The organism is Rhizobium sp. SYY.PMSO (genome assembly GCF_046840415.1).
GTDB lineage: Bacteria > Pseudomonadota > Alphaproteobacteria > Rhizobiales > Rhizobiaceae > Rhizobium.
In genome coordinates this window covers 192,482-215,551 of the sequence record NZ_CP177349.1, presented here as the reverse complement: position 1 = coordinate 215,551, position 23,070 = coordinate 192,482, and the positions used below count along the sequence as shown (strand labels likewise).

The 23,070-nt window shown below is 62.0% G+C and carries 29 protein-coding genes; 7 read left to right on the top strand and 22 right to left on the bottom strand.

All coding sequences use genetic code 11. The features are described from left to right. Positions 1–10 precede the first annotated feature (10 nt). The 13 genes from fliP to flgF form a co-directional block, all read right to left on the bottom strand. Positions 11–769, bottom strand: a complete 759-nt coding sequence (gene fliP / locus ACJJVH_RS01060) for a flagellar type III secretion system pore protein FliP (RefSeq protein WP_112802789.1) — start codon at positions 767–769, stop codon at positions 11–13. Then, complete coding sequence (locus ACJJVH_RS01055) at positions 766–1,257, bottom strand: flagellar basal body-associated FliL family protein (RefSeq protein WP_113371595.1); 492 nt, start codon at positions 1,255–1,257, stop codon at positions 766–768. Before ACJJVH_RS01055 ends, fliP begins: the two co-directional genes overlap by 4 nt. A 41-nt stretch (positions 1,258–1,298) precedes the next feature. Then, positions 1,299–2,012 carry a flagellar basal body L-ring protein FlgH gene (gene flgH / locus ACJJVH_RS01050; RefSeq protein ID WP_112802793.1) on the bottom strand — a complete coding sequence of 238 codons (714 nt, stop codon included), beginning with the start codon at positions 2,010–2,012 and terminating at the stop codon, positions 1,299–1,301. Beyond that, the gene (locus ACJJVH_RS01045; protein WP_113385377.1) at positions 2,009–2,548 is read right to left on the bottom strand and encodes a MotE family protein; all 540 of its coding nucleotides are present in this window, start codon (positions 2,546–2,548) and stop codon (positions 2,009–2,011) included. The genes flgH and ACJJVH_RS01045 overlap by 4 nt, the downstream gene beginning before the upstream one ends. Next, on the bottom strand, positions 2,545–3,663 hold the full coding sequence (locus ACJJVH_RS01040) for a flagellar basal body P-ring protein FlgI (RefSeq protein ID WP_112802797.1): 1,119 nt from the start codon (positions 3,661–3,663) through the stop codon (positions 2,545–2,547). Before ACJJVH_RS01040 ends, ACJJVH_RS01045 begins: the two co-directional genes overlap by 4 nt. After that, on the bottom strand, positions 3,660–4,145 hold the full coding sequence (flgA, locus tag ACJJVH_RS01035) for a flagellar basal body P-ring formation chaperone FlgA (RefSeq protein WP_412064564.1): 486 nt from the start codon (positions 4,143–4,145) through the stop codon (positions 3,660–3,662). Before flgA ends, ACJJVH_RS01040 begins: the two co-directional genes overlap by 4 nt. A gap of 34 nt (positions 4,146–4,179) precedes the next feature. Beyond that, on the bottom strand, positions 4,180–4,968 hold the full coding sequence (gene flgG, locus ACJJVH_RS01030) for a flagellar basal-body rod protein FlgG (RefSeq protein ID WP_112802801.1): 789 nt from the start codon (positions 4,966–4,968) through the stop codon (positions 4,180–4,182). Positions 4,969–5,065: 97 nt separating this feature from the next. After that, positions 5,066–5,416: a flagellar hook-basal body complex protein FliE gene (locus ACJJVH_RS01025; RefSeq protein WP_412064563.1), complete on the bottom strand. Its 351-nt coding sequence runs from the start codon at positions 5,414–5,416 to the stop codon at positions 5,066–5,068. Then, on the bottom strand, positions 5,413–5,829 hold the full coding sequence (gene flgC, locus ACJJVH_RS01020) for a flagellar basal body rod protein FlgC (protein ID WP_112802805.1): 417 nt from the start codon (positions 5,827–5,829) through the stop codon (positions 5,413–5,415). The genes ACJJVH_RS01025 and flgC overlap by 4 nt, the downstream gene beginning before the upstream one ends. Positions 5,830–5,845: 16 nt before the next feature. After that, the gene (gene flgB / locus ACJJVH_RS01015; protein ID WP_112802807.1) at positions 5,846–6,238 is read right to left on the bottom strand and encodes a flagellar basal body rod protein FlgB; all 393 of its coding nucleotides are present in this window, start codon (positions 6,236–6,238) and stop codon (positions 5,846–5,848) included. A gap of 118 nt (positions 6,239–6,356) precedes the next feature. Further along, positions 6,357–6,902 (bottom strand): flagellar protein, encoded by a 546-nt coding sequence (locus tag ACJJVH_RS01010; protein WP_112802809.1) that lies wholly within the window; start codon positions 6,900–6,902, stop codon positions 6,357–6,359. Between the two features lie 85 nt (positions 6,903–6,987). After that, positions 6,988–8,373, bottom strand: coding sequence for a flagellar protein export ATPase FliI (gene fliI / locus ACJJVH_RS01005; protein WP_112802811.1), 1,386 nt, complete (start codon positions 8,371–8,373; stop codon positions 6,988–6,990). Between the two features lie 11 nt (positions 8,374–8,384). Continuing rightward, positions 8,385–9,119 carry a flagellar basal-body rod protein FlgF gene (flgF, locus tag ACJJVH_RS01000; protein WP_112802813.1) on the bottom strand — a complete coding sequence of 245 codons (735 nt, stop codon included), beginning with the start codon at positions 9,117–9,119 and terminating at the stop codon, positions 8,385–8,387. A 224-nt stretch (positions 9,120–9,343) separates the two neighbouring features. Between flgF and motA the strand changes: the two genes are divergently transcribed. The 6 genes from motA to ACJJVH_RS00970 all read left to right on the top strand — a co-directional run bounded on the left by motA (position 9,344) and on the right by ACJJVH_RS00970 (position 14,470). Continuing rightward, positions 9,344–10,216, top strand: a complete 873-nt coding sequence (motA, locus tag ACJJVH_RS00995) for a flagellar motor stator protein MotA (RefSeq protein WP_112802815.1) — start codon at positions 9,344–9,346, stop codon at positions 10,214–10,216. A 5-nt stretch (positions 10,217–10,221) separates the two neighbouring features. After that, a complete protein-coding gene (locus ACJJVH_RS00990; RefSeq protein ID WP_412064562.1) occupies positions 10,222–11,166 on the top strand; it encodes a FliM/FliN family flagellar motor switch protein in 945 nt (314 codons plus the stop codon). Positions 11,167–11,229: 63 nt separating this feature from the next. After that, the gene (gene fliN, locus ACJJVH_RS00985; RefSeq protein WP_412064561.1) at positions 11,230–11,760 is read left to right on the top strand and encodes a flagellar motor switch protein FliN; all 531 of its coding nucleotides are present in this window, start codon (positions 11,230–11,232) and stop codon (positions 11,758–11,760) included. Positions 11,761–11,808: 48 nt separating this feature from the next. Beyond that, positions 11,809–12,852 carry a flagellar motor switch protein FliG gene (gene fliG, locus ACJJVH_RS00980; protein ID WP_112802964.1) on the top strand — a complete coding sequence of 348 codons (1,044 nt, stop codon included), beginning with the start codon at positions 11,809–11,811 and terminating at the stop codon, positions 12,850–12,852. 92 nt (positions 12,853–12,944) lie between these two features. Then, positions 12,945–14,024 (top strand): flagellar biosynthesis protein FlhB, encoded by a 1,080-nt coding sequence (gene flhB, locus ACJJVH_RS00975; protein ID WP_112802821.1) that lies wholly within the window; start codon positions 12,945–12,947, stop codon positions 14,022–14,024. Positions 14,025–14,029: 5 nt separating this feature from the next. Then, positions 14,030–14,470 (top strand): hypothetical protein, encoded by a 441-nt coding sequence (locus tag ACJJVH_RS00970; RefSeq protein WP_112802823.1) that lies wholly within the window; start codon positions 14,030–14,032, stop codon positions 14,468–14,470. Positions 14,471–14,600: 130 nt separating this feature from the next. Here ACJJVH_RS00970 and visR read toward each other — a convergent pair whose 3' ends face one another. Together visR and visN are read right to left on the bottom strand one after the other, a co-directional pair. Continuing rightward, positions 14,601–15,347 (bottom strand): transcriptional regulator VisR, encoded by a 747-nt coding sequence (gene visR, locus ACJJVH_RS00965; RefSeq protein WP_412064560.1) that lies wholly within the window; start codon positions 15,345–15,347, stop codon positions 14,601–14,603. A gap of 10 nt (positions 15,348–15,357) precedes the next feature. Then, positions 15,358–16,095, bottom strand: a complete 738-nt coding sequence (gene visN, locus ACJJVH_RS00960) for a transcriptional regulator VisN (RefSeq protein ID WP_112802825.1) — start codon at positions 16,093–16,095, stop codon at positions 15,358–15,360. Between the two features lie 685 nt (positions 16,096–16,780). Between visN and ACJJVH_RS00955 the strand changes: the two genes are divergently transcribed. Continuing rightward, on the top strand, positions 16,781–17,335 hold the full coding sequence (locus ACJJVH_RS00955) for an AAA family ATPase (RefSeq protein ID WP_412064559.1): 555 nt from the start codon (positions 16,781–16,783) through the stop codon (positions 17,333–17,335). 133 nt (positions 17,336–17,468) lie between these two features. Here ACJJVH_RS00955 and fliF read toward each other — a convergent pair whose 3' ends face one another. The 7 genes from fliF to ACJJVH_RS00920 all read right to left on the bottom strand — a co-directional run bounded on the left by fliF (position 17,469) and on the right by ACJJVH_RS00920 (position 23,069). Beyond that, positions 17,469–19,145, bottom strand: coding sequence for a flagellar basal-body MS-ring/collar protein FliF (gene fliF / locus ACJJVH_RS00950; protein WP_112802828.1), 1,677 nt, complete (start codon positions 19,143–19,145; stop codon positions 17,469–17,471). 165 nt (positions 19,146–19,310) lie between these two features. Continuing rightward, positions 19,311–19,700, bottom strand: a complete 390-nt coding sequence (locus ACJJVH_RS00945) for a hypothetical protein (RefSeq protein ID WP_112802830.1) — start codon at positions 19,698–19,700, stop codon at positions 19,311–19,313. A 16-nt stretch (positions 19,701–19,716) separates the two neighbouring features. Next, positions 19,717–20,271: a chemoreceptor glutamine deamidase CheD gene (gene cheD / locus ACJJVH_RS00940; RefSeq protein WP_112802832.1), complete on the bottom strand. Its 555-nt coding sequence runs from the start codon at positions 20,269–20,271 to the stop codon at positions 19,717–19,719. Beyond that, the gene (locus ACJJVH_RS00935; RefSeq protein ID WP_007695708.1) at positions 20,268–20,657 is read right to left on the bottom strand and encodes a response regulator; all 390 of its coding nucleotides are present in this window, start codon (positions 20,655–20,657) and stop codon (positions 20,268–20,270) included. The genes cheD and ACJJVH_RS00935 overlap by 4 nt, the downstream gene beginning before the upstream one ends. Beyond that, positions 20,657–21,700, bottom strand: a complete 1,044-nt coding sequence (cheB, locus tag ACJJVH_RS00930; RefSeq protein ID WP_412064558.1) for a protein-glutamate O-methylesterase CheB — start codon at positions 21,698–21,700, stop codon at positions 20,657–20,659. Before cheB ends, ACJJVH_RS00935 begins: the two co-directional genes overlap by 1 nt. Further along, on the bottom strand, positions 21,697–22,605 hold the full coding sequence (locus ACJJVH_RS00925; RefSeq protein WP_412064557.1) for a protein-glutamate O-methyltransferase: 909 nt from the start codon (positions 22,603–22,605) through the stop codon (positions 21,697–21,699). The genes cheB and ACJJVH_RS00925 overlap by 4 nt, the downstream gene beginning before the upstream one ends. Then, positions 22,602–23,069, bottom strand: a complete 468-nt coding sequence (locus tag ACJJVH_RS00920) for a chemotaxis protein CheW (protein ID WP_112802837.1) — start codon at positions 23,067–23,069, stop codon at positions 22,602–22,604. The genes ACJJVH_RS00925 and ACJJVH_RS00920 overlap by 4 nt, the downstream gene beginning before the upstream one ends. Position 23,070 lies beyond the last annotated feature (1 nt).

Genomic DNA, 23,070 nt, shown 5'->3' with positions numbered 1-23,070 from the left:
GCCTGTCTTGTCAGTGGAAAGAGCGAACCAGACTGCCGACCAGCAAGTTCCAGCCGTCGATCAGCACAAAGAAGAGAATCTTGAACGGCAGCGAAATCGAGGTCGGCGGCAGCATCATCATGCCCATCGCCATGACGATGGTCGACACGATCAGGTCGATGACGAGAAACGGCAGGACCACAAGGAAGCCGATCTCGAAGCCGCGGCGAATCTCGGAAATCATGAAGGCCGGAATCAGGACGCGGTAATCGATCTTGTTGTCGACGACCGTCGTCTGGCCGCGCTCCTTCGCCAGATCGACGAACAGCTTCAGATCCTTGTCACGCGTGTTGTTCGACATGAAGGTGCGGAACGGTTCGGCAATGCGCTGCACCGCGTCCGCCTCGGAAATCTGATTGGCGAGCAAGGGCTGCACGCCGTCCTTCCACGCCTGATCGAAGGTCGGCGACATGACGTAGAAGGTCATGAACAGCGCCAGGCTCAGCAGGATCATGTTCGACGGCGTCGACGCAAGGCCCATGCCGCTGCGCAGGATCGAAAAGGCGATGATGAAACGCGGAAAGCTCGTCACCATGATCAGGATGCCGGGCGCAATCGACAGGATCGTCAAAAGCCCGAACGTGCGAATGATCCAGGCGGCGACCGAGCCGTTGACGGGAGCATTCAGAAGATCGGCGGGAAGCTGTTGCGACAATTGCTGCGCCACCGCCAGTTCCGGCGATAGTGCAGCAATGACTGTTATAGACAGGGCGAGCGCTAGCCGACTCATTCGATCACGAAAGTTCTGAACATGACTTTCGATACTCGTCCTTCCGAGCGCAGGTCAACACGCTCCTGGATGTCATCCCGAAGATATTGCAGGCCCCGCGCGCCTTCGATCTGCTGCAGGGAGACCGTGCGGATGTACGCCAGGATATCCTGATGGATCGCCTGGGCGAGCTGAGCGTCCGGCTGCCCCTTGAAGACCAGCGCCAATTCCAGCCTGACCCAGCTCTGCGAGGGATAGGCGAGATTGGTCGTGATCGGATCGAGGGCGATAATCCCGTTCGCCTGCCCGGCCGCGGCGGCGTGCTTGCCGTCGCCTGCCGCCTTCTCGCTCGCCTGCACCGCAGCGGCGGCGGCCTTGACCTTCGGCGCGACGACGGTTCCGAGCACCCAGCCGCCGCCGCCGCCGAGGACGGTCAGCACCAGTAGCCCGACGATCATCATCATCGGCGATGCCTTGCCTTTTGCCGGTTCGTCTGCGGCTGCTGCCATGTCCCTATCCGTTCGTTGTCAAACTGGCCGATGCCGTCGGGTCAGAGCGGCGACAGAAGGTCGACCGCCTGCTGCCCTCGCGGCGGCTGCTGTATTTCCGTCAGACGGCCGCGGCCGCCGTAAGAGATGCGCGCTTCGGCGATCTTGTCGTAGGAAATGGTGTTTTCGGCGGTGACGTCCTGCGGCCGCACGATACCGGCGACGTTCAGAATGCGGATTTCCTGATTCATGCGGACTTCCTGCGAGCCGCTGATCATCAGGTTGCCATTCTCGAGGATGCCGGTCACGACGGCGGCGACGAGCAGGTTGATCTGCTCGGAGCGCTGCATCTTGCCCTTGGCGTCGGTGCTGGTGTCGGAGCCCGAGGTCGCGTCGGCGTTGGTGGCGGGCTTCCAGCCGAAGATCTTGGCGGAAATATCCCAGTTCATATCGCTCTTGTTCGTGCGGCTGCGATTCGTCTCGTTGTCCCAGTTCGCCTTGTCGTTGATCTGGATGGTAACGGTCAGGATGTCGCCGACGTTGAGCGCGCGCGCATCCTTGAAGAGCGCGGCCTGCGAATCGTTCCACAGCGAATAGCCTTGCGCGACCTGGTGCGGCCGCTTCGGATATTGCAGCATTTGCGGCGTCTGCGCGTATTGCAGGCCGCTGCCGATCGGACTCATGGCAGGCGCCCTGCCGATTTCCCTAAGGGCCTGCGACTGGCAACCGGCGAGAAAGACGACGATGGTGCAGGCGGCCGTAAGACGCATGTTCATGAGGGGTCCTTCGACTTCGATGTATTCGGGTCGGATGCGCTGGCAATGATATTGGTGATGACGGCCGCCTTGTGCGCATCCATTTCCGCGAGGATCAGGCTCGATTGCCGCGACGAGAGCTTCATGATGATCGCGGCGGCAACCGTGATCCTGACATCGTTGAGGCTCGCCGCGGCCGCATCCGGTTTCATGTTCTTGTAGATATCGACCAGGCCGAGATCCGCGGTCTTGAGAAAATCGTCGCGCCGTTTCAGCCAGTCCTCATATTCGGCCTTGCGCTTTTCCATGGTCGCGATGCGCTGATCGACATCGGCCTGCAGCTTGTCCAGCTCCTGCTTCTGCAACAGATAGCGCTGGTCGCGCGCCGGATCGGCGATGTTGGTGCAGAATTGCTTGATCTCATCCTGGCTGGAGGCCGGATCGACGGTCGGTTTTGCCGCGTCCTGTGCCGCCGCCATGCCGAACGACAACAGCAGGGCGCCGGTTGCAAGACCGCATGGCAGCAGCATTTTTCTGGCGGTGACGATCGATATCATTGCAGCACGAGCTCCGCTTGCAGGGCGCCGGCCGACTTGATGCCTTGCAGGATGGCGATGATGCCGTCCGGCTTGACGCCGATATTGTTGAGACCGGAAACCAGCGTCTTCAGATCCGGCCCTTCCAGGACCGCGACCCGGCCGCCGCTCTTGGTGGCGGTGATGTCCGTCTGGTCCTGCACGGCGGTCTGGCCGTCCGAGAAGGGCTCGGGCTGGATCACCTGCGGGTTTTCGCTCACCTGCACGGTCAGCGTCCCGTAGCTGACGGCGACGGGCGAGACGCGGACGTCGGCGCCGATGACGATCGTTCCTGTGCGCTCGTTGATGACGACCTTGGCCGGCGTGTCGGTCTGGACGTTCAGGTTTTCGATATCGGCCATCAGACGGGTGAGGTCCGCCATCTTCGGCTTGGCGATCGCCACCTCCTGCGAGTCCTTGGCCTCCGCGATCGGCGCACCGAAACGCGAGGTCGCCCAGGCATTCACCGTATCGGCGATGCGGATCGACGTGGAAAAGTCCGGATTGCGCAGTTGCAGGACCAGATTGACCGAATCCTTGAAGCGCGACGGCAGCTCGCGCTCGATGATGGCGCCGCCGGGCACGCGGCCGGCTGTCGTCACACCCTCTGTCACCGTCGCCGCCGCGCCTTGCGCCTGAAAGCCGGAGACGATGACCGAGCCCTGTGCCACGGCATAGATCTGCCCGTCGGCACCCGTCAGCGACGTCATGATCAGCGTGCCGCCGCGCAGCGAAGTCGCGTCGCCGAGCGAGCTGACCGTCACGTCGATGCGGCTGCCGGGGCTTGCGAAGGGCGGCAGGTTCGCAGTCACCATGACGGCGGCCGTATTCTTCGCGGCGGATTGACCGCCCTGCGTCGAGATGCCGAGGTTCTGCAGCATCGCGCGCATGGACTGCTCGGTGAAGGGCGAGGAGCGCAGGCCGTCGCCCGTCCCCTGCAGACCGACGATCAGACCGTAGCCGATGAGCTGGTTGTCGCGGCCGGACTGGAGCGACGCGATATCCTTGATGCGCGACTGCATCGCCGCGGCCGGATCTGCGACGATCAAGCTGGGCAATGCCAACAGGACTGCGAAAAACTGACGAAGCCGTTTCATTTCGCGACCACGCGGATCGTACCGTTTTCGAGAACCGTGCCGTTGACGATGATGCCCGAATCCATGTTGCGGGCGCGGACGCTATCGCCGACGGCGCCGTCGTCCAGCGGCGTTCCCGCCGCCGTGATGGTCATGCTGCCCATGCTCATCACCAGACGCACGTTGGAGCCGCGCGTCACGGCATAGGGCTGGCGCAATGCGGAAATGGAGATCGTGCGGCCCGGAAGAAGCGTCCGTTTCGACACCAGCCCCGTGACGTCGTGGAGCCGCTTGGCGTAATCGCCGGTCAGGTTGGGGTTCGTGACCTCGACTTCCTCGAGCTGGGCGCTGCTGATGATATCGCCGGGATAGATCGTCTCGGTCGGCACCACGGCGGTCCCAAGGCCGGGACCATCGGCACCGACAGCGCCTGCGGGCGCGGCCGAGGCGAACGCGACGGAGAGGCTCGCCGCGGCGAACCAGGCCATTGCTAAGCTTTTCATCCGGCGAAACCTCATGTTCGGCCCGTCCTTCCCGCTACTTCAGGTTCTTGCTGACGATCTGCGCCATTTCGTCGGCCGTCGTGATGACCTTGGAATTCATCTCGTAGGCGCGCTGCGCGGTGATCAGGTCGGTGATTTCCTTGACCGGATCGACGTTCGACGATTCCAGGTAGTTTTGCTTCAGGTAGGCAAAGCCGTTCTCGTTCGGATCGGAAACGACCGGATCGCCGGAAGCCGGCGTCTGGGTGAAGAGGTTGCTGCCCATCGGCTGCAGGCCGGCTTCGTTGACGAAGTTGGCGATCTGCAGCTGGCCGAGCACCGTCGGCGTCGTCGCCGTGCCGATGATCGCCGATACTTCGCCGGACTGGCTGATGGCAAGGCTGCTCGCGTTGTTCGGGATGGTGATCCCCGGCTCCAGCACGTTGCCGTCGGGCGTGACGATCTGGCCGGTATCGCTCTTGTTGAAGGAGCCGGCGCGCGTATAGGCCGTCGTGCCGTCCGGCATCTGGATCTGGAACCAGCCGCGGCCGACGAGCGCGACGTCGAGCTCGTTCTGCGTCTGCGACAGTTCGCCCTGGATCTGAATGTTGCGAACGGCCACGGTCTGAACGCCGAGACCGATGTTCGCGCCCTCCGGCACCACCGCCTGGTTCGGCCTGTTGGCGATGCCCTTGGCGCGCTCGGTCTGGTAGAGAAGATCGGAAAACTCGGCGCGCGAGCGCTTGTAGCCCGTGGTATTGATGTTCGCGATGTTGTTCGCGATCACTTCGAGGTTGGTCTGCTGGGCGTCCATGCCTGTCGCGGCGATTGCGAGCGCTCTCATGCTTTCGTCCTTGGATCTGGGGCGAAACCTTCGCAGCCCGGAACGAGCCTGCGAACAGCTGTCGCCAAATCAGGTAATTAAAGCGGGGAACCCCGCCCTAGATCTGCATCTTCGTAATGTCGAGGAATGCGGACACGACTTTGTCGCGCAGCGCGATCGCGGTCTGCAGCGTCTGGTCGGCCTGCATGACCTTGTCGACGACTTCGCGGGTGCTCATCGTGCCCTTGATCCCGGCGAAGGAGGCGCTTTCGGCTTCCTTCAGGGTGTTGATGGAGTCCTTGGCGACATTCGACATGACCGAAGCGAAGCTCATGCCGGCGTCCGCACCCATGGCGACGACCGGCGAGGCGTTCATGACGCTGGAAGCGGCGGAGGTCAGATCCGTGGCGATGCTGCCGAGGCCGCGGGTCGCCGAGAGGGAGGCTACATTCTTAATCGAGTCGATCATTGGTTCTTCAGCAGGTCGATAGTGGAGGAGATGAGGTCGCGGGCCTGTCTGACCGTCTGCAGATTGGCCTCGTAGGAGCGATTGGCTTCACGCATGTCGGCCATCTCGACGAGGATGTTGACGTTTGGCATCTTGACGTAGCCCTTCTGGTCGGCCGCCGGATTATCGGGATCGTATTCCTCGACGAACTTGCCCGTGTCCTGGCCGAGCTTCTTCACGCCGACCGTGGTGACGCCATTGGCGCGATCCAGTTCGGCCCCGAAGGTGACGGTCTTGCGCCGGTAAGGGTCCGCGCCGGGCGTGTCGCCCGTCGAACGGGCGTTGGCAATGTTTTCGGAGACGATTCGCAGACGAGTCGATTGAGCCTCCAGGCCGGAACCTGCAATTTTCAATGCGGCTGATAAGGGGTCCATGACATCTTCACTTCATCTATTGTTTTACGGTCATCAACATCATGCGATGAAAGGAACCTACGAGCGCGGTGTTCAAGCTGTACTGGCGCTTGATGTCACCGGCCTTGGCGAGCTCGTCTTCCAGGCCAACGGTGTTACCCGACTCCTGAACGCCAATTTCCTGGTTGAGCGGTGCTTCCTCGACGTTGACGTCGCCGCTCGTGCTGAATTCGCTGCCCGAAAGATGCGCGGGATCGGTGCGAACCATGTTGACGTTCTGATTGTCCAGAACTGCCTGGAACGGCGTCACATCCTTGGCGCGATACTTCGGCGTATTGGCATTGGCGATATTGCCGGCAACAACCTCCTGACGCACCTGGAGCCACTCGGCTTGCCGCGAGGCCAGGTCAAAGAGCTGAATGGGTTGCATGGGCTTCTCTCCGTTCTTACACTGGGAATCTAGCGGGATAATCTTGCGTGGGACTTGCGGGAAATGCGTTCCTGTAAGGGTCTTCGAAATGCCTGAAAGCCGGGCGTTTGCGGGGTTTTCAATTGTTGCCGTAAACCTCGCCCGTCGAGGTGACGATGATCCACTTTCCGTCACGTTGCTCGATCGAAGCCAGCCGGCTGTTGTCGGGCAGGACCGATCCGACGCGCACGACGTACATGCCGGTATCGTCCTCGATCAAGGCGCGGCCGTTTGCGACATGCAGCAGATGGAACGCGGACTTGCCGGGGAACGGCTGCTGGTCGGCCGGCAGCCCATTGTCGTCCTCGCGGCCGGAATTGCTGACCGTCGCCGTCGTCAACGGATCGGGAATCATATCCTTCGGCTCGCCGGGATTCCTGTTGACCATGGCGAGCGGCGATACGCTGACGACTTCGCGGCCCGGCCAGTTGGGCAGGTCGCGGGTGCGGTCGCCTTCGGCCACATGAATGCCGAACTTGTCCGGGTTCAGGAAAACGTACCAGGGAAAGAAGGCGGAGGCGCCGGCGAGCGCCAGTCCCGCGAAGGCCAGAGCCTTGTCGGCAACGGTTCGCCGTCTCGCCAGCTTCGGCGGGGCGACCGGTTCGTCTGCGTCGGATTCTCTCACTTCTGACCCCTCTTTCGGCATGAAACCCGGCGATATCCGGCCGGCCGCGGACAAGAACAAATCTGGGGAATGCTCCGGACCGCCATCACTTGCCCCTGGCGGGGACGCCGCCCGACGCGTTTCTGAGAGCGGTCGCGAGATCGGTGAAAGCATCCGCCGACGGCTCTTCGCCCGGGGTCTGCTTCAGGATGTCGTAGATGATCGGCACCTGGCGCACGGCGATATCGAGATCGGCGTCGCTGCCCTGGCGGTAGCCTCCGATCAGGCGCAGATCGCGCGTCTCCTCATAGCGGTGCACGAGCGCCTTCAGGCGCGAAACCAGCTTTTCCTGATCGGATGTCCAGGCCTTGCGGGCCAGACGCGAAACGGATGCGAGCGGATCGATCGGCGGATAGCGCCCTTCTTCGGCGAGGCTGCGCTGAAGGACGATGTGCCCATCGAGAATGCCGCGGGTGGAATCGGCGATCGGATCGTTGTGGTTGTCGCCATCGACGAGGATGGAAATGATGGCGGTGATCGTGCCGGTGCCCTCCGGCCCCGGGCCGGCGCGCTCGAGAAGGCGCGGCAGCTCGGTAAAGACCGACGCCGGATATCCGCGCGCGATCGGCGGCTCGCCGGAGGCGGTCGCCACTTCGCGGATGGCATGGGCGAAGCGGGTGACGCTGTCGACGATCAGCAGCACGTTGTCGCCCTTGTCGCGGAAATGTTCGGCGATGGTGATGGCCGAGAGCGGCGCCATCTTGCGCAGCATCGGGCTTTCGTCGCTCGTCGCCACGACGGCCACCGATTTCTGCATATGGGAGCCGAGCGTATCCTCGATGAATTCGCGCACTTCGCGGCCGCGTTCGCCGACAAGCGCGATCACCACCTTGTCGAAGGCGTCGGCTCTCGCCAGCATCGACAGCAGCGTCGACTTGCCGACGCCGGACCCGGCAAAAATGCCGAGACGCTGGCCGAGGCAGAGCGGCGAGAAGATATCGATGGCGCGCACGCCGGTCTTGAATCCGGTTTCGACGCGTTGGCGCGTCATCGATGGCGGCGCCGTATTGGAGATCGAGCGCGACACCAGCCCCGATGCCAGCGGCCCGAGCCCATCGATCGGCTCGCCCAGCGAATTGATCGTGCGGCCGCACCAGCTGTCATCAGGCGCGATGCGAAAGGCACCCTTGCGGATGATGGTATCCTGGATGCCGATCGGCTCGCCCGGCTCGATCGGGCAGACATAGGTGAGCTCCGGCTCGACGCGGACAACCTCGCCGAGGTGAATGCCCGTCTGCGACCGATGCGCGACGAAATCGCCGAGGCGCACCTGCCGGGACAGGCCCGCGACGGTATAATGCCCGGCGGCGATGGTGCGCACATGGCCGCCATGGGCCACGGCATTTTCCGCCATCGCATATTGACCCGCCAGGGCGGCCATATGCGAAAGCTTCGGCGATATCACGCCCTCCGGCAACCGATCCTCGACCATCATCCGCCTCTTTACTGGCTGCCGCCGAGGGTCTTGATGGCGTCGGTGAGCGTGCCTTCACTGCTGCTGGTGAGCGTGCTGATATTGTCGAAGGCGCGGCTGACCTCGATCAGATTGGTCATTTCCCGCATGCCGTTGACGTTGGAATTTTCGAGATAGCCCTGGGCGATGCCGGTATTCGAGCGGTCGACCACCGGCTGCGGCGCATCGGTCGGCAGGATGCCGCTATTCTCGTAGCGCAGGAAGCCCTTGCCGACATCGGCGCTGTAAAGGCCGATCTGCCCCATGGTCCGGCCGTTCTGCGTGATCGTGCCGTTGACCGAAACGGTCGGCGCGCCGCCGGCCGGATCGAGCTGGATCGGCGCACCGCCCGGATCGAGCACGGGAAAGCCCCGGACGGAAACCAGGGCGCCATTGTCGCTCATGGTGAAACGGCCGTCGCGCGTCATCACAAGGCCAGCCGGCGTATTGATGCCGAACCAGGCGTCGCCCTTGACGGCGAAATCGAACAGATTGCCGGTATTTTGAAGTTCGCCGTTGTCGGTCGAGAGGTAGTCGTTGCCCTGCGAGACGAAGGCGACCTTGGCGTTGAGCTTGTTTTCGGTATTGCTGAGAACCTGATCGAACTTGACCTCGGTGCCACGGAACCCCGTCGTGTTCACGTTGGCCAGATTGTCGGCGATGGTCGTCAGACGCCGCTCGAGCGCCATCTGCGACGACAGCGCGACATAGATACCAGACTGCATTTTCAACGCCCTCCGGACATTGGAGAATAACGGGAAAGGAAACGCCGCGGGCGCTCCTACATTTCGTTAGCGGGGCGTGGATGCCCTTACCCTCCATCCTGCAGGGCTTGGCTTGTGCGAAGCTGACAAGGCAAAAAGGACGCGCTCACGCCGCATCGAACAGCCTCACGCAAGGCAGGTCCCCTAGTTCATCGTATGAAGCAACGTTCAGGTGTGGACCGACGATGAATATTATTATCGGATTTGTAGTGACCTGCGGCTGCATCATAGGCAGCTTCATGGCTATGGGCGGAGACGTGGGCGCGCTGTTCCAGCCCTTCGAATTTGTCATTATCGCGGGCGCCGGTCTCGGCGGCTTCATCATGGCCAATCCGATGAAGGTGGTGAAGGATTCGGGCAAGGCGCTCGGAGAAGCCTTCCGCCATGCGGTCCCCAAGGAGCGCGACTATCTCGACACGCTCGGCGTGCTCTATGCCCTGATGCGCGACCTGCGCACCAAGTCGCGCAACGAGATCGAAGCCCATATCGACAATCCCGACGAATCGACGATCTTCAAGGCCGCGCCGACCGTCCTGAAGAACAAGGACCTGACGGCCTTCATCTGCGACTACGTCCGTCTCATCATCATCGGTAACGCCCGCTCGCACGAGATCGAGGCGCTGATGGACGAAGAGCTCGACACCATGCTGCACGACAAGATGAAGCCCTATCACTCGATCACGATCATGGGCGATTCCTTCCCCGCCATCGGTATCGTCGCCGCCGTTCTCGGCGTCATCAAGGCGATGAGCCACATCAACGAATCACCCGAAGTGCTCGGCCACCTCATCGGCTCGGCGCTGGTCGGCACGTTCCTCGGCATCATCCTGTCCTATTCGGTCTGCGCTCCGCTGGTTTCGCAGATCAAGGTCGTGCGCAACAAGCAGCACCGCCTTTATGTGATCGTGAAGCAGACGCTGCTCGCCTACATGAACGGCTCGGTGCCGCAGGTCGCGCTCGAATACGGCCGCAAGACCATTTCCTCCTACGAGCGTCCCTCGATCGACGCCGTCGAGCAGGAAATGATGAACCCCGGCGGTGAAAGCAAGGCAGCCTGACGACGATGAGCCAGCAATCCGCGCATAAGGCACAGACGATGGACCGCACCCTTTTTGCCAAGCTCACGGGCAATCTCGGCGATCAGGCGACGCTTGCCAGGCTGGGTGCGTCCTTCGCCCAGGTCTACGCCGAATTCCTGCCCGATATCATCAAGAGCGAGACCGGCCTCGACATCAATGTCGCCTATGCCGGTTGTCGCTCCGGCCTGATGAACGACCTGATCGCCGGGCTTGGCGGCAACCATGCGCTCGTCGACGGCTCGCTGCGCAACTGGGCGCCAAATTTCGTTCTGGGCTGCGGCGCCGGCTTCATCATGACGCTGATGGAACATATGCTGGGCGCGCGCCCGGAGGACATGGAAGCGGCCATCGCGCGGCCGCTTTCCGTGATCGAGCTCGACCTCTCCGTCATGGTGTTCGAAAAGATCGCCAATGTGCTGCGTTCGGCCGTCAACGCATCCGGCGGCTTCGAGCCCTATCTGGAGCCACCCCACAACGTCGAGGATCGCCCTGCGGCCGCCGGCGACGACAGCGATGATTTCGCCGCCGCGATCGCGATGACGATCTCGCTCGGCAAATCGATTTCCCAGATCGTCATCATCGTGCCCCAACGCGATCTGCTTCGTACCGTCGTCAGTGCTCCGCGCGCCAAGAACCCGACGGCGGCCTCCCAGTCGTGGTCGGAACAGATCAGCGAGCAGGTGCGGCGCTCGCAGGTGACGCTCGATGCGCGAATCCGGCTGGAATCGCTGACGCTCGACACGATCTCCAAGCTCGCGGTCGGCGACGTCATTCCCTTCATGGATAGCGGCGACGTCCGGGTCGAGGTCAGCGCCAACGGCAAGGACCTGTATATCTGCGAATTCGGCCGCTCTGGCGAGAACTACACGGTGCGCGTCAAGGACAACGTAAATTCCGACGACGAGCTTCTTCGGCACTTGATGAATTGATCGGTCGGGGAGTGCGCGCGCTCACGGCAGCTTGAGGCAAGTTTCAACTGGAATAGTGATTTCATGGCTACGAAGACGACACAGCAAAGCAGCGAGGAATCGCTGGACATTTCAAGCAGCGACGCCGCCCTGGACGAGGCCATAGACGGTCTGCGCGGCGTCCTGAAGAAGGATAACGAAGGCAGCCTGCCGGATTTCGACGCCGAAGGCTTCGGCGCGGAAGCGGGCACGGGCCTTTCCACATTCGGCGATTTCGGCGACGACGATTCCGGCCCTGCCTTCGGCGATGGCGACTTCGGTGGCGTTTCCACCGCCGCTGCGGCTCCCGGCAGCGCTTTGACCGCCAATCTCGACCTGATCATGGACATCCCCATCGATGTCCAGATCATGCTCGGCAGCAGCCGCATGCAGGTGTCCGGCCTGATGAACCTGAACGAGGGCGCGATCATCGCGCTCGACAAGAAAATCGGCGAACCCGTCGAAATCACCGTGAACGGCCGCAAGATCGGCCGGGGCGAGATTACCGTTCTGGAACATGACGACACCAGGTTCGGCATCAAGCTCACCGAAATCTACAATACGAAGAAAAGCTGAACCGGCTCAGGATGAGCCCACTCCCCCTGCGGGATGGAGATGAAGACCATGATGGACTTTGACGATTTCAGCGGCGCGCTCGCCGAGAAACCGTTGTCTCAGACTGAAAAAGCAGCGGCCGTCCTTCTCGCCATGGGAAAGCAAGTGGCAGGGCGGCTGCTCAAATACTTTACGCAGAACGAGTTGCAGATGATCATTGCCTCGGCCCAGTCGCTGAGGCTCATTCCACCGGACGAACTGGCGCAGCTCGTGGCGGAATTCGAGGATCTCTTCACCGAAGGCGCCGGCCTCATGGACAACGCCAAGGCCATCGAGAGCATTCTCGAGGAGGGCCTGACGCCTGACGAGGTCGACAGCCTGCTTGGCCGCCGCACCGCATTCCAGGCCTACGAGACATCCATCTGGGACCGCCTGGGCGAGGCCGATCCGGTCTTCGTCGCCAGGTTCTTCCTGCGCGAACATCCGCAAACCATCGCCTATGTGCTGTCCATGATGCCTTCGGCCTTCGGCGCGAAGATCCTGCTGCAGCTTCCGGAAGCCCAGCGCGCCGACATCATGAACCGGACCGTCAACATCAAGGACGTCAGCCCCAAGGCAGCGCAGATCATCGAGAACCGCGTGCTGGGACTGATGGCGGAGATCGACGCCGAACGCAACGCTTCCGGCTCTACGAAGGTCGCCGACCTGATGAACGAGCTCGACAAGCCGCAGGTCGATACCCTGCTGAGCTCGCTCGAATCGCTCAACAAGGAATCGGTCGAGAAGGTTCGCCCGAAGATCTTCCTCTTCGACGATCTCACGCGCATGCCGCAGCCGAGCCGCGTTCTGCTGCTCAACGACATCGCCGCCGACATCCTCACGATGGCGCTCCGCGGCTCGAACAACGACATCCGCGAAATCGTGCTTTCCTCGATCAGCCCGCGCCAGCGCCGCATGATCGAATCCGATCTCCAGATGGGCAATACCGGCATCAATCCGCGCGAAATCGCCATCGCCCGGCGAGCCATCGCCCAGGAAGCCATCCGCCTGGCCAATTCCGGCCAGATCGAGCTCAAGGCCAAGGAAAATACGCCTGTGGACGAAGCGGCGTAAACTCGGCGCGACTCAGCTGAACGTCATACACTGACCAGCTCCGGGCCGCGCATGATGCGCGGCCTCTTTCCGTTTCGTAAAGGGCGGCTGCTTTGGCTGACGAAGACAAGGACAGTAAAACAGAAAAACCGACGGAGAAAAAACTCCGCGATACGATCGAGAAGGGCAACGTCCCTCACTCGAAGGAGGCGACCCTCTTTGCCTCCATGCTGGCGACCGTCATCTACGTCACCTTCTTCCTGCCGACACGAATCGGTCGCATGGGCGAGGTGCTGCGCGATCTTTTCGAAAAGCCGGATCAGTGGCAGCTCGAGACCGGTCCCGATGCCATATCGCTGTTTACCCGTATAGGCTGGGAAGTCGGCAACATGGTGCTGCCGGCCGTGGTGCTCTTCTTCGTCTTCGGCATCGGCGCCTCGATGTTCCAGAACCTGCCCACGCCTGTCCTGGAGCGAATCCGGCCGCAGTTTTCGCGCATATCGCCCGTGTCGGGCTTCAAGCGCATCTTCAGCACGACCGGTCTGGTGGAGTTCGGCAAATCGCTCGCCAAGATCCTGCTCGTCGGCATCATCATGTTTTTCGTGCTGCGCGGCCAGTTCTTCCACGCGATCGATTCCATGGTTTCCGATCCGCAGACCATCTTCATACGGCTGTCGACGATCGTCCAGCGCATTCTGGTCCTCGTGCTGATGGCGACAGCCGTGGTCGCCATCGCCGACCTGCTGTGGAGCCGGCATCACTGGTTCGATCAATTGAAGATGACCAAGCAGGAGATCAAGGACGAGCACAAGCAGTCCCAGGGCGATCCGATCGTCAAGTCGCGCCAGCGCTCGATCGCACGCGACCGCGCCCGCCGGCGCATGATGAAGCAGGTGCCGCGCGCCACGCTCGTCATCGCCAACCCGACTCACTTCGCCGTGGCGTTGCGCTATGTCCGCGAGGAAAACGAGGCGCCGGTCGTCGTCGCGAAGGGCCAGGATCTGATTGCCTTGAAGATCAGGGAGATAGCGGAGGCCAACAATATTCCCGTTTTCGAGGATCCGCCGCTCGCACGCTCCATGTTTGCGCAAGTCTCGGTTGATAGCGTCATCCCGTCAGTATTTTACAAGGCTGTCGCCGAGCTCATCCATCGGATTTACGCCGGGCAGTCGAATAGAAAACGGGTAAGATAAACCATATGAAAAAATGCCCCTACTCTGCCCAACGTGAACAAATACTCGCCGAAGCCATCAGCCCTGTCGCAAGCGAACTGCGCCTCCTCGATGCAGCCGACCTGATTTCGCTGCTGCGCTTCGAACGATACGGTAATCTCGCTGACCTCGTCGCCTCGGCCGCCGAGCTCTATTTTCTTCCCGGCACCGTGAATTTCGGGCTTGGCGGCGACTACAAGCTCGATTGGGGCGGCCCGGCGGAAGTTACCATCGACCTGGAAATCAAGCCCCGCGGCGTCACCATCTATGCCAAGCTCGCCCTGACGGAGCATCTCGCCGGCATCGAAATCAACCATATCGCCTTCGACAAGGCGTCTGCCGATCCGGATGAGAATACGGCGCTGCTCGCCCACAGTCTCAAGGAAGCGCGGTATGTCGTCCGCGACGAAACGGCACGCGTGGCCTGAGGGAATTCGGCATCCAGAATTTGCGCGGCGGCTGGAACGGGGCATGAGCCGCTCCGGCCGTTTGTTTCCATCGCCTTTGTGCGAGGCTGGCCGCTTTGCCTGACCGCAAATGCTTCAGGATGCCGCAACGTCAGCTTATATAGCCGAAGCGGATAGCCTTTGCGATTGCCTGGATACGGTTGACGCTGTCGAGCTTGATCGTCGCCGATCCGAGATAGGCGTTGACGGTGTGCACCGACAGTCCCAGCTTCTCGGCAATTTCCTCGCTGATACGCCCGTCGCCGGCAAGCTGGAGGCAGGCGATCTCACGCTCGCTCAAGGCTTCCGCAGCCTGCGATCGGCGCTCGTCCAGCGACAGAAGCTCCATCATGATCTGGCAGCTGCGGCCATGCAGCTCGACAATGATGTCGCTCGGCAGGTCGATGAATTTGGCCGTGAAGACGATATAGCCGTTGCCGACCGCGCCCAGCCGCACGGGAAAGGCCACCCCCGCAAAAGGCACGAGATACGGTTTCAGGCGCTGGGTGAACACGGCGAAATCCGGCGTCTCGGCGGTGCTGTCGCTGTCGCGCCCGTTCCACATGAGCGGTAGCAGCGATTTGTCGATATGCTCGATCAACGCTTCGCCATAGGCTTCCACGAAGGATTTTCCGACCACCGAATTGGCGGAGCCCCAATTGTCGAGCTCGCAGACCAGGCGCTGCTTGTGCGGCAGGCCGGAGCCGTGAAGACGATAGACCGCGAAATGCTGCGCATCGATCAGCTTCTGCATCGACACGAGCTTCGGAAAGAGATCGGAGCGACCAGAAATTCGTCCGGAACGGGTAAGCCGCGATTCGCCCGGCATATCCGTCGTCCTGTCTGGCTGATAGCGCATCCGGTGGCCTTTAAACGAGATTGTTGCGCACTGCGAAGGCGATGGCCTCGGAGCGGGTCTTGGTGGCGGTCTTGCGCATGACGCTGGTGATGTAATTGTTGATGGTATTGCGCGAGATGCCGAGAATCATGGCAATCTCATCGCTCGTCTTGCCTTCGGCGATCCAGAACAGGCATTCCAGCTCGCGCTCGGTCAGATCGAAATCCCGCTCCAGCCTGCCTTCGAAACAGCGCGTCGAACTGGCGAGATAGCCGGACAGCAGGCCGACATCGCGCAGCCGCTCGTGCGAGAGCGTGGCCGATTCGCGCGTCAGCAGCAGCAGCGAAAAGCGCGTGCGGCCGACATTGAAGCTCAGCGCGTGATATTGCCGGCCCACGCCATCCGGCAATGCGACGTCGTCAGGCAGCTGCGCCAGGCTCGGCTGGAACAGCGCCATGCATTTCTCCAGCTCGCCGATACGGCCATAGCTGTTGATCAGCTCCGCCGCCAGGCGCCGGACGAGATCGAAAGGCCAATTCGACGAGATCACGAAGTCGAGGCCGCTTTCCTGAATGAGATCGGACCGGACAAGGAGATAGTGGGAGGCGCCGGCATAGCTCGCCAGCGCGCACAGGCCGGCCTGCAGATAGGCGGGGCCCGAAACGGCATTCAGCTGCAGTATGAGTTGCTCGCGTGACATGGCCGCGGCAGGCACGATCGATCGCGCATCCCTATCGCCCTTGCTCACCTGCGATATCTGCATGTCCATACTTGCATTTCCTGCCGCTGTTGCACGATCGGTCGTCAACGAGAGCATTGTTCAGCCAGAACCCGACGCGTTGCCCGGAAACCGACTGGTTTCCCGATGAGGCATCAGAGCCGGATCTTTTCACCGCAACGCAAACATACCCCGGCGGAAGCGGGCGGATGAGCGCGCCCATCCTAGAATTCCACATCGGCAACCATGCTGGCACATACCGCCCCAGACACGACCGATGACGCATGAACTGATGTTTCCGCGCTCCGGAATCTGCGAACTCTTTAACCATGAGAAACGCGGAAATCGAGGGCCGATTTGCTCCGAATACACGGCTTTACGCAATGGGCATACCATTAGTAAGTCGATTCTATCGACCCAGCAACCGAAGATCCCGAGAAATTCCAGTTTACGAGCACGTCAATTTACCCGGCAGCGACTAATTGATCACAGGTCCGGCCGACAACTGCGCCGAAGGGACGGCATTCCATCGCCTCCGCAACGAAAAAGGGGCCTGAATATCCCCGGCGCTTCAACCGGGATTTTCGCGACATCGCCGCTGCTTCCGCATCCGACGCAAAGCCTGGACGTTTCATCCGTCTGCACGAAGCGTCGGAAATCTGTCAGAATTCCGCGGTAAGGCGGCGGGATATCAGGCCATCGCCGAAGAGCGCGCAAGGCATCGGACGAAAGCGAAATGGGCGTCAGGAATTATTTGATCGAAGGCGTTTCGGGAACCGGCAAGACCGCGGTCGCCACCGAACTGCAGCGGCGCGGCCATCACGTCATCCATGGCGACCGGGAACTGGCCTATAAAGGCGATCCGGAAACGGGTGAGCCGCTGGACGGTTCCGAGCGTGACCAGCCTGGTCCGGACGTGGCCTTTGGGCACAAGCACCACCTTTGGAATGTCGACAAAGTCAAATCCCTGGTCGCCGACCGGAGCCACCCGATCTCTTTCTTCTGTGGCGGATCGAGGAATTTCCATCGCTTTATCGATCGGTTTGACGGGGTTTTCGTCCTCGACGTCGATATGGACACACTGAAAAGGCGGCTTGCCAGCAGGCCTGAAGACGAGTTTGGCGGTAGGCAGGCCGAGCGGGACGTGGTTCTGCGACTGCACGCGGAGAAAAAAGACATTCCCCACAACGCGACGAACATCGATGCCACCGCTCCGCTCGCCGCCGTTGTCGACGAGATTCTGTCGAGGTGCGGAGAAGCGGGCCAAGAAGCCCGCAACCCTCGCTTTTGACGGATAGCGGGCTTGCCGTCTTTTCAAGCGCATATCTGTCGCAGAACTCACCCGTGAAACCGGAGTCCGGCGACAGATACTCGTGACAGTCCGAACTTCAGCTTGAGGCTCGAAGGATATTCCGGTCCTTTTCTCAGGCCGCCTGGTCCACGGCCCATTTTCTGAGAATCTTCGCGGCGCGTTCTTCGCTGATCTCCACCATGCGGGACAGGCGGCGCTCCGGTCCTTCCTTGACGCGGCGGTTGAAGGTGCCGCCGTCTTCGCCCATCGTCAGCAGATCGTCGGTGCTGTCGAAGCCGAAGTCCGAGCCGAAGCCGTCCATCAGCGCCGCGCCGGGGCCGCCGACGGCCGGTGCGAAGTCCGGCAGTTCCAGTCCTGCCGCCTCGGGCAATGCCGCACCGCCGGCCGAGCCGCCAAGCGAGCGGATCAGTGGACGGAAGCCCATCCAGACGATCAGGAAGGCGACGGCAACGAAGGCCAGCGAGTTGATGATGCCGGCCATATTGCGGCTGAGCATATCCGTGATGCTGAAGCTGGAGGAGGTGTCGTCGAGCAGCTGGTTGTCCAGGAAGTCCATGGCGTTGACGGTGACGGCATCGCCACGGGCCGGATCGACGCCCGCGGCCGTCGCGACGATCTTCTGCATCTCGGCGACATAGGCATCGATCTTCGCCTGGTCGGCGCCCTGGCCGACCATCTGGGCGATGCGGCCCTTGTTGACCACGACCGCGACCGACAGCTTCTCGATCTTGTAGCTGTTGCGCGTGGTCGCCGTCGTCTTGCTGTTGATTTCGTAGTTGGTCTGCTCTTCGCGCTTGTCGGACTGATCGTTCGAGGTCGGCGAGTTGCCGCCGGATTGCGGAGCCGCCTGCGGAATATTCTGCTCCACGGTCGCCGCGGTATCCGGCTGGCTCTGCTGCGACTTCTGCGCTTCCTTCACCGTGCGGACGGAGCGCTCGACCTTCGAATCCGGGTCGTAGGTGGTCTCCTGCACCTGCTGGCTGTCGGTATTGAGCTGCGCCGTGACACTGGAGCGGAAATTGTCCATGCCGAGGAAGGGTGCGAGCGCCTTGTCGATGTTGGATTCGACTTCGTTCTGGACGTTCTGCACGATGCCGAGATTGCGGCTCATCGCGCCATTGCTCGGATCGTCGCCGGAGGCGAGCAGCTGGCCCGTGGAGTCGAGGATCGTGACGTCATCGACCTCCAGGCCCGGAACGGCCGAGGCGACGAGGTGACGGATGGCCGGGGCCGACTTGCGGGCCGCTTCGGCGCTGGCGCGGATCATGACGGATGCCGTCGGCTTCTGGTCCGCCTTCCGGAAATTGCCGACGTCCTGCATGACAATATGGACACGCGCGGCGCTGATGCCGGCGATCGAGGTAATGGTGCGGCTGATTTCGCCTTCGAGAGCGCGGACGCGGGTGACTTCCTGCATGAAGGATGTCAGGCCGAGCGAGCCGACATTGTCGAACAGCTCGTAGCCGGCATTGCCGCTGTTGGGCAGGCCACGCTCGGCGAGCAGGGCGCGCGCCTTGCCGGTCATGCCTGCGGGGACGGTCAGGCTCGTGCCATCCGAGCCGACCTGGAAATTGATCTTTGCTTCTGCGAGCGCGATGCTGATCTGGTTCAGATCCGTCGCATCCAGGCCGACGTAAAGCGTCTCCTGTGCGGGTTTATTGACGTAGAGGGCTGCAAAGAGGATCAGCAGCATGGAGACTGCACCGACGCCGCCGAGGATCAGCAGCCGCGTTCTCCCGAGATTCTGAATGTTCCGGAACAAGGGAACTAATTGATTTAACAGATTCATTCTGTTCTCGCACGATTCGTCAAAGACCTGATGGCTTTGTACCCTGCGGCGAAAATAGAAATCGAAACTTGTGCGAGCGTTTCGTCCGGCCGGGCGGGACGGGAAAAAGCCCCGGGAAACGGAAGGGTTACACAGGAAAAACGGTATCGGCTGCAACGCGCTCCATCAAAAGAAATCGAAATCGCCGGCCGCCTTCGCCACGGGCTGCGAATGCGCGTGGAAACTGCCGCCGCCAAGCGCCTTTTGCATTTCCGTCAGCTTGACCAGGCTCAGCGCCGTGGCGAGATCGACGGTCCAGCCTTCCGGCATGGCGCCCGCGATGGTGTCGATGAACTCGGCGATGCCGCGCGTCTTCTGAACGGCGAGATCGATGCCCTGGACCACCTTCATGGCCTCCGGAGATGCCATCATGCCGGCGCCGCCGACATCGAGCAGTTGCGGCTCTATGCGCTCGATCAGATAGGCAACATCGTGCAATTCGGAGACGATGCGCAGCAGGATCGCGGGAAGCGTCTCTTCGATGGACGTCGCTTCAACGCGCTGGAAGGGGGTCATGCGGTAGCCTCGCTGATCAGAAAAATTCGATCGTGTTGTCGACCGGCCTGGGAGCCACGACCGGACGCTGCTCCAGCGCAACGGTCTTCTGCGTCTCCGCGCCGGTCAGCGGGTATTGCCTGGCCCGTCCGGAGATGGGCCAGTATTCGACCTTGCGCCCATGCTCTCCACCCGTGCTGGAGCTGACGACCGGTATGCCTTCGTCCTTCAGAAACTGCATGGCGAAGACCGCATTCTGCTCGCCGACATTGGAGAAGGTCGCGATCGTCTTGGCGCCGCCGAAGACTTTCGCCTCCAGCCGGTCGCGCCGCGCCCCCTTCTTCAGAAGGCCGTTGATCAGAAGTTCCATGAGGTGCACGCCGTACCGCGTCGCATCGCCGCCGCTCATCGGCGAATTGGCCATTCCCGGGAGGAGGAAATGGTTCATTCCGCCGACGCCGGCGATGGGGTCGCGCAGGCAAGCCGCCACGCAGGAGCCGAGAATGGTCGTCAGCACCACTTCCGGATCGCTGATGACCTTGTACTCGCCCTGTATGATATGCACGCGACGGGCTGCACCCTCGACGATCATTTCAATGCTCCGAACACAGCCTCGATGGCTGCTTTCATCTTCTCGATGGTGAAGGGCTTGGCCAGCACGTTGTTGGCGCCGAGCTGCGCTGCCTTCTGGACCAGCGCGCGGTCGCCCTGCGCCGTCAGGATGATGAAGGCCGCCTTCTTGGTCGCCGGGTTGGTGCGCACCGCCTGCAGGAGGCCGAGCCCGTCCATCTTCGGCATGTTGAAATCGGAGATGACCAGATGATGCGGCTGCTGCTGCATGATCTTCATCCCCTGCTCGCCGTCGCCGGCAGCCGTGATCTGCTTGAATCCGAGCTGCGTCAGCGCATCGCTCAACAGCAGGCGGCTGGTGACCTGATCGTCGACGATCAGAACTTTGATTTTCTCCGCTAGAGACATTATTCGCTCCCTTCCTTTCGGGCGGCTGTTATCTTCAAAATTTCCTCGCCAATGGCGTTCAGCGGAAACTGTTGTTCGACGGCGCCAAGCTCGTGGGCGACCCTCGGCATGCCGTAGACCACGCAGGTCTTCTCGTTCTGGCCGATGGTGCGCGCGCCGGCGTGGCGCATCTTGAGGAGACCGGCTGCGCCGTCGCGCCCCATGCCGGTCAGAATCACGCCGACGGCATTGCGGCCCGCCAGTTCGGCAACCGAATCGAAGAGCACGTCGACGGAAGGGCGATGGCCGTTCACCGGCGCGCCGTCCACCAGACGGCAATGCGGCGCCGAGGCATTGACAACCCGCAGGTGCCTTTCGCCGCCCGGCGCCAGATAGATCTTGCCGATTTCCAGCCGCGCGCCGTCGGTCGCTTCCTGGACGACCGGCGCGCACAGGCGGTTCAGCCGCTCGGCGAAGCTGCGGGTGAAGGTCGGCGGCATATGCTGCGTGATGACGGTCGGCGGGCAGTTGGCCGGAAATTTCTGAAGCACATTGATCAGCGCCTCGACACCGCCGGTGGAGGAACCGATGGCGACGATCTTGCGGCCGACACGGAAATCGGCAACGGCCGGCGGCGGCACGCGCTCGGCGGTCGGCTTGACGTATTGCCGCTGCGAGCGGGCTGCCGCCTTCACCTTCTCGGCCAGGTCGCCGAACGGATGCGGCTCGCCTGGCGAGGGTTTCCCGACGCAGTCGAATGCACCGATTTCAAGGGCCGCGAGTGTCGCATCGGCGCCGCGATGCGTCATGGTGGAGACCATGATGACCGGCATGGGCCTGAGCGTCATGATCTTTTCCAGAAAATCGAGGCCGTTCATGTTCGGCATCTCGATGTCGAGCGTGACGACATCGGGATTGAGCGCCTTGATGGCGGCGCGCGCCTCCAGCGCATCGCCGGCCTGGCCGACAACGTCGACCTCGGGATCGGCACGCAGCACGGCGCTGATCAGGCCGCGCATGGTCGGCGAGTCGTCGACCACGAGAACACGGGCGGCAGCGTTCATGGTTTCCTCCCCGCGGCCTTGCCGAGATAGCGATAGGTCGTGATGCCGATATTGTCGAAGAGGTGTTTCGCCTCGCCGGAGACGCGCTCGGAATGGCCGATGTAGAGGTGGCCGGCATCCTGCAGCTGGCCGGCAAAGCGCGCCCAGATCTTCGTCTGCGTGGGTTCATCGAAATAGATGACCACGTTGCGGCAGAAGATGACGTCGAACATGCCCTTGAAGGGCCACTGCCCCAGGAGATTGAGCTCATTGAACGTAATGAGCCGCTTGACGCGATCGTCGATCTGGAATTTGCGGCGGCCCTGCACGTTGACCTCCTGGAACCATTGCTTGCGCATGGCAGGCGAGATCGTCTCGAGGGATGCTTCGTCATAGGCGCCGGCGCGGGCAAGACCCAGGATCTTGGGGTCGATATCCGTCGCCAGGATCCTGAAATCGAAGTCCGCGGCATTCGGCATCATCGCCAGCACCGTCAGCGCGATCGAATAGGGTTCCTGCCCGTCCGAGCACGCGGCCGACCAGATGCGCACCCGGCCGCCGGCCCTGGCGCGCGCCAGCAGGCCCGGCAGAACCTCGTCGCGCAGATGGTCGAAATGATGGTTTTCGCGAAAGAAGCGCGTGAAGTTGGTCGTCAGATGCGACAGCATCTCGCGGCGCGCGGCACTTCCGGCCGGCGAGGAAACCAGCTGGCAGTAATCGCGGAAGCCGGCAAGGCCGAGCGCGCGGATATGCTTCGACAGCCTGGAATAGACCAGCGACGCCTTGCTCTCGTTGAGCGAAATGCCCGCATCGGAATAGATCATGGCGGCAATTTCGGAGAGATCGCGCCGCGTCAGCGGATACTCGCCGCTCGCCAGAATCTCATCTGGAGACGCCTTGAAATCCGTTGCTCCCATCACGCTCATGCAGCCTCGCTTTCGCTGTCAAGGAACAGGGCTTCCAGCTCGATCAGGCAGATCATGCGGCGATCGATCGCCACGATGCCGCGCGCAAACTGCCGCTCGTAATCGGAGGAGACTTCCGGCGTCGGCTGGATGCTGTCGCCGGTGATCGTCAGGATGTCCGAAACCGCGTCGACAAGAAGGCCGACCGCCTTACGCCTGACCTGCGCCACAATGATCACATGCCGCTGTGTCGGCTCGGACCGCTTCATGCCGAGCCGGGCGGAGAGATCGACGATCGGCAGCACGGCGCCGCGCAGATTGATGACGCCGAGCATGTAGCCCGGCGCGTGCGGCATGGCCGTTGCCGGCGTCCAGCCCCGAATTTCGCGAACCGACATGACATCGACGCAGAACTCCTGGTCCCCGATCCGGAAAGCGATCAACTCGCGGACGCCCTGCGTCAGGTTCTTGACGGCATAGGACATG

Bases quoted from the DNA above. Each gene is read 5' to 3' on its own strand.
- fliP (WP_112802789.1), bottom strand. From the start codon at position 769: ATGAGTCGGCTAGCGCTCGCCCTGTCTATAACAGTCATTGCTGCACTA.
- ACJJVH_RS01055 (WP_113371595.1), bottom strand. From the start codon at position 1,257: ATGGCAGCAGCCGCAGACGAACCGGCAAAAGGCAAGGCATCGCCGATG.
- flgH (WP_112802793.1), bottom strand. From the start codon at position 2,012: ATGAACATGCGTCTTACGGCCGCCTGCACCATCGTCGTCTTTCTCGCC.
- ACJJVH_RS01045 (WP_113385377.1), bottom strand. From the start codon at position 2,548: ATGATATCGATCGTCACCGCCAGAAAAATGCTGCTGCCATGCGGTCTT.
- ACJJVH_RS01040 (WP_112802797.1), bottom strand. From the start codon at position 3,663: ATGAAACGGCTTCGTCAGTTTTTCGCAGTCCTGTTGGCATTGCCCAGC.
- flgA (WP_412064564.1), bottom strand. From the start codon at position 4,145: ATGAAAAGCTTAGCAATGGCCTGGTTCGCCGCGGCGAGCCTCTCCGTC.
- flgG (WP_112802801.1), bottom strand. From the start codon at position 4,968: ATGAGAGCGCTCGCAATCGCCGCGACAGGCATGGACGCCCAGCAGACC.
- ACJJVH_RS01025 (WP_412064563.1), bottom strand. From the start codon at position 5,416: ATGATCGACTCGATTAAGAATGTAGCCTCCCTCTCGGCGACCCGCGGC.
- flgC (WP_112802805.1), bottom strand. From the start codon at position 5,829: ATGGACCCCTTATCAGCCGCATTGAAAATTGCAGGTTCCGGCCTGGAG.
- flgB (WP_112802807.1), bottom strand. From the start codon at position 6,238: ATGCAACCCATTCAGCTCTTTGACCTGGCCTCGCGGCAAGCCGAGTGG.
- fliI (WP_112802811.1), bottom strand. From the start codon at position 8,373: ATGGTCGAGGATCGGTTGCCGGAGGGCGTGATATCGCCGAAGCTTTCG.
- flgF (WP_112802813.1), bottom strand. From the start codon at position 9,119: ATGCAGTCTGGTATCTATGTCGCGCTGTCGTCGCAGATGGCGCTCGAG.
- motA (WP_112802815.1), top strand. From the start codon at position 9,344: ATGAATATTATTATCGGATTTGTAGTGACCTGCGGCTGCATCATAGGC.
- ACJJVH_RS00990 (WP_412064562.1), top strand. From the start codon at position 10,222: ATGAGCCAGCAATCCGCGCATAAGGCACAGACGATGGACCGCACCCTT.
- fliN (WP_412064561.1), top strand. From the start codon at position 11,230: ATGGCTACGAAGACGACACAGCAAAGCAGCGAGGAATCGCTGGACATT.
- fliG (WP_112802964.1), top strand. From the start codon at position 11,809: ATGATGGACTTTGACGATTTCAGCGGCGCGCTCGCCGAGAAACCGTTG.
- ACJJVH_RS00970 (WP_112802823.1), top strand. From the start codon at position 14,030: ATGAAAAAATGCCCCTACTCTGCCCAACGTGAACAAATACTCGCCGAA.
- visR (WP_412064560.1), bottom strand. From the start codon at position 15,347: ATGCGCTATCAGCCAGACAGGACGACGGATATGCCGGGCGAATCGCGG.
- visN (WP_112802825.1), bottom strand. From the start codon at position 16,095: ATGGACATGCAGATATCGCAGGTGAGCAAGGGCGATAGGGATGCGCGA.
- ACJJVH_RS00955 (WP_412064559.1), top strand. From the start codon at position 16,781: ATGGGCGTCAGGAATTATTTGATCGAAGGCGTTTCGGGAACCGGCAAG.
- fliF (WP_112802828.1), bottom strand. From the start codon at position 19,145: ATGAATCTGTTAAATCAATTAGTTCCCTTGTTCCGGAACATTCAGAAT.
- ACJJVH_RS00945 (WP_112802830.1), bottom strand. From the start codon at position 19,700: ATGACCCCCTTCCAGCGCGTTGAAGCGACGTCCATCGAAGAGACGCTT.
- cheD (WP_112802832.1), bottom strand. From the start codon at position 20,271: ATGATCGTCGAGGGTGCAGCCCGTCGCGTGCATATCATACAGGGCGAG.
- ACJJVH_RS00935 (WP_007695708.1), bottom strand. From the start codon at position 20,657: ATGTCTCTAGCGGAGAAAATCAAAGTTCTGATCGTCGACGATCAGGTC.
- cheB (WP_412064558.1), bottom strand. From the start codon at position 21,700: ATGAACGCTGCCGCCCGTGTTCTCGTGGTCGACGACTCGCCGACCATG.
- ACJJVH_RS00925 (WP_412064557.1), bottom strand. From the start codon at position 22,605: ATGAGCGTGATGGGAGCAACGGATTTCAAGGCGTCTCCAGATGAGATT.
- ACJJVH_RS00920 (WP_112802837.1), bottom strand. From the start codon at position 23,069: ATGTCCTATGCCGTCAAGAACCTGACGCAGGGCGTCCGCGAGTTGATC.